Below are 2,396 nucleotides of genomic sequence, written 5' to 3' on the forward strand. Positions count from 1 at the left end.
CCCGTTCATAGCTCGAAAGATCGACCTTGCCCAGACTTCCGACATTCTCATAATCAATAAATGCCCATTTCATGGTCGATCTCCCTGAGTGTTAACGCTGAGGTAACCGGCGCCGGAGCGCAGCGGAGGGAACCAAAAGCTGTAGGCTTTTGGCGTCCGGTTGACCGCCTGGTTAGTGGCCGGTCACCACCAAGGTCTCCCTTGGCACCAAAGGCTGAATGCCCTCTCCCGAACAGCTTGCACCAACCCAACGGATGGCGAAAGGAACCAGAGCGCAAACCGTACCAACCCGATTACCATTTGAACTGGACGGCCCTGCGACTGGGGCACGCCATGAATAACTATGCTGCGGGTGACTTTGGCAACCAACCCCGACAACAACTTTTCCGGCCTTGGCCATCACCAACACAGGCGGCTTTGCAGCCAAGTCCGATGCCAAGGCCCTTGCACTGAGTCCGCCAAAAATGAAGACGGCCTGGGCCATTAACGCTTGCAGCATGCGCGCCCGCGAAATGGAGCCGAAGGCGCAATGTAGTGGGCGTCGCCGTGCCTGCATTTGTTAGTGGACCACTGGGACTGAGTTGCAGTCATCGATCGCGCTCCGCGCATACAGACGATTTACCGAAACGGTCATTGTCACGACAGGCCGTTTTTATGGCGTCTACGGATGCTCCATCACCAATTGGAGTCCAATAGTTCTCAGCAACGAGAAACCGCAATCGTTTTTCGCTGCTGACGATACCGACACCCTTAGCAAGCTCCTCAAACCAACCTATTACACTATTAGCAGATCTAGTTCGATACTCAACGAACACCACTACGGACTCTGGCTGCATGTAAGTCCGCGCAACTAGGGGTGGAATTCTGAATTCAGTCGAAGAATTGGCCGGAATGACATAACCATCCATGCCCTCAAATTCGAACGCGGGCATGTAAGTTGTGCTTCCTCCAGGAATTGATACACCATTCTCAGAGAAACTCCCGTATACGTTTTCAGTGATCTTGAAGAGAAATTGTTGTTCAAGATCAGGGACCACCTTTAAATACTCGATGATTTGGGCAGTAGAGCTGTTGTTTGTAAGTCTGAATTCATAGCCTCTCCCCGCTGGTTCCACATAACGGGCTTCTACTTCGCCAGTAAAATATTTGAATGCAAACTGGCTGGCAAACGCAAGAAGGCCAGTTGCAGCCAACCACATAAGCGCAGTGTTGGCGCGAGAGAGCTGCTTTTGCCAGCTTCTCTTGGTCGGTGTATTCACGCGCTTGGCTGGTTTGCTCCTTGCCTGCTTCTTCTTTCTAGTTTTTCGATTTTTTGACATTAAGGTTAAACTTTTTAAGCTTGGTGGATGGCGAGTAAGTCCACTAACGCTGAAATAAGCGGCGGCCCGTCAGGGACGTCCGGTGGACGGCCGCCAGGCCGGGAACGTACTTAATTGACTTGTTAAAAATTTCACCTTGGTTGCATCGCTGCTGCTGACTTCACCAATGGATAAATCTGCATTGCAGCATCCTTGGGAATCCCCGCGTTTATCAGGAGTGCTGGAACCATTGATGCCACATGATTGGCCTGCTTTTGATAACGTGCATGCTCTTGGAAAATTGCCTGAATTTCCACAGGATCAAAATCCTCTGTGCTGGTCAGGTACTCACAAATTTCCGCTGCACACTTCCTGTTTAGAGGGTCACTGTTTCGGGAGCCATTGATCACGCCATACATGACTACCAAAAGAACTATCCCACCGATTACGAACCACATGGCTCCCTCCTATTTGTATTTTTAACGCTGAATATTAAGCGGCGCCTTCGTAGCGCAGCGTAGTAGGCGTCCGGCGGACGGCCGCGAGGCCGGTAGCGAACTTGAATGATTTGTTAGCCAAGTTTCGCGTCCTTCTGCTTATCTACTGATAACTGCAAGACCTCTTCTAGTAACGCAAACAAATCCCGACCAGTGCTAGAGACAAAGTAATTACCAAGACTCGTGATATCAGGGGATATGCTGGTACCCCATGGCGGTTGAGCATCTCGGTTTTCTATGTCCCACACAACATCTGAAGGTGGAATCCTATCGAGCACCGCCTTTGCGTCACGAAGCTCTTCGAGCGCTGCAGCTGCATGGGAGTGGGGCAGATAGCCTTGATAAAGCTCGTTCATTAAATGGGGGTATCGACTGCCCCAACCATGTGGTTCACAGTGAATGGTGACTGTAGAAAAAAATGAGTGAACAAAACTTCCGGCACCAATTTCAGCGGTAATTGATCCTACCGTAATCCCTACTGCCATGACTTCTCCTATTGGCTAACGCTTGCAGCATGCGCGGCTACGAAATGGAGGCGAAGCCGCAATGTAGTAGACGTCGCCGTGCCTGCACTTGTTAACACTGATACTCAATACCATCG

Annotated in this window: 3 protein-coding genes; all 3 read right to left on the reverse strand. The window is 50.7% G+C overall.

What is annotated here, in order from left to right; genetic code table 11:
• Positions 1 to 587 precede the first annotated feature (587 nt).
• Positions 588 to 1,319 (reverse strand): hypothetical protein, encoded by a 732-nt coding sequence (locus tag J122_RS20035; RefSeq protein WP_061334051.1) that lies wholly within the window; start codon positions 1,317 to 1,319, stop codon positions 588 to 590.
• A 131-nt stretch (positions 1,320 to 1,450) separates the two neighbouring features.
• A complete protein-coding gene (locus J122_RS20040) occupies positions 1,451 to 1,756 on the reverse strand; it encodes a hypothetical protein (RefSeq protein ID WP_061334053.1) in 306 nt (101 codons plus the stop codon).
• Between the two features lie 113 nt (positions 1,757 to 1,869).
• Positions 1,870 to 2,280 carry an immunity 70 family protein gene (locus tag J122_RS20045; RefSeq protein WP_061334055.1) on the reverse strand — a complete coding sequence of 137 codons (411 nt, stop codon included), beginning with the start codon at positions 2,278 to 2,280 and terminating at the stop codon, positions 1,870 to 1,872.
• Positions 2,281 to 2,396: the final 116 nt, after the last annotated feature.

Source organism: Marinobacter excellens LAMA 842 (genome assembly GCF_001574445.1).
Lineage (GTDB): Bacteria > Pseudomonadota > Gammaproteobacteria > Pseudomonadales > Oleiphilaceae > Marinobacter > Marinobacter shengliensis.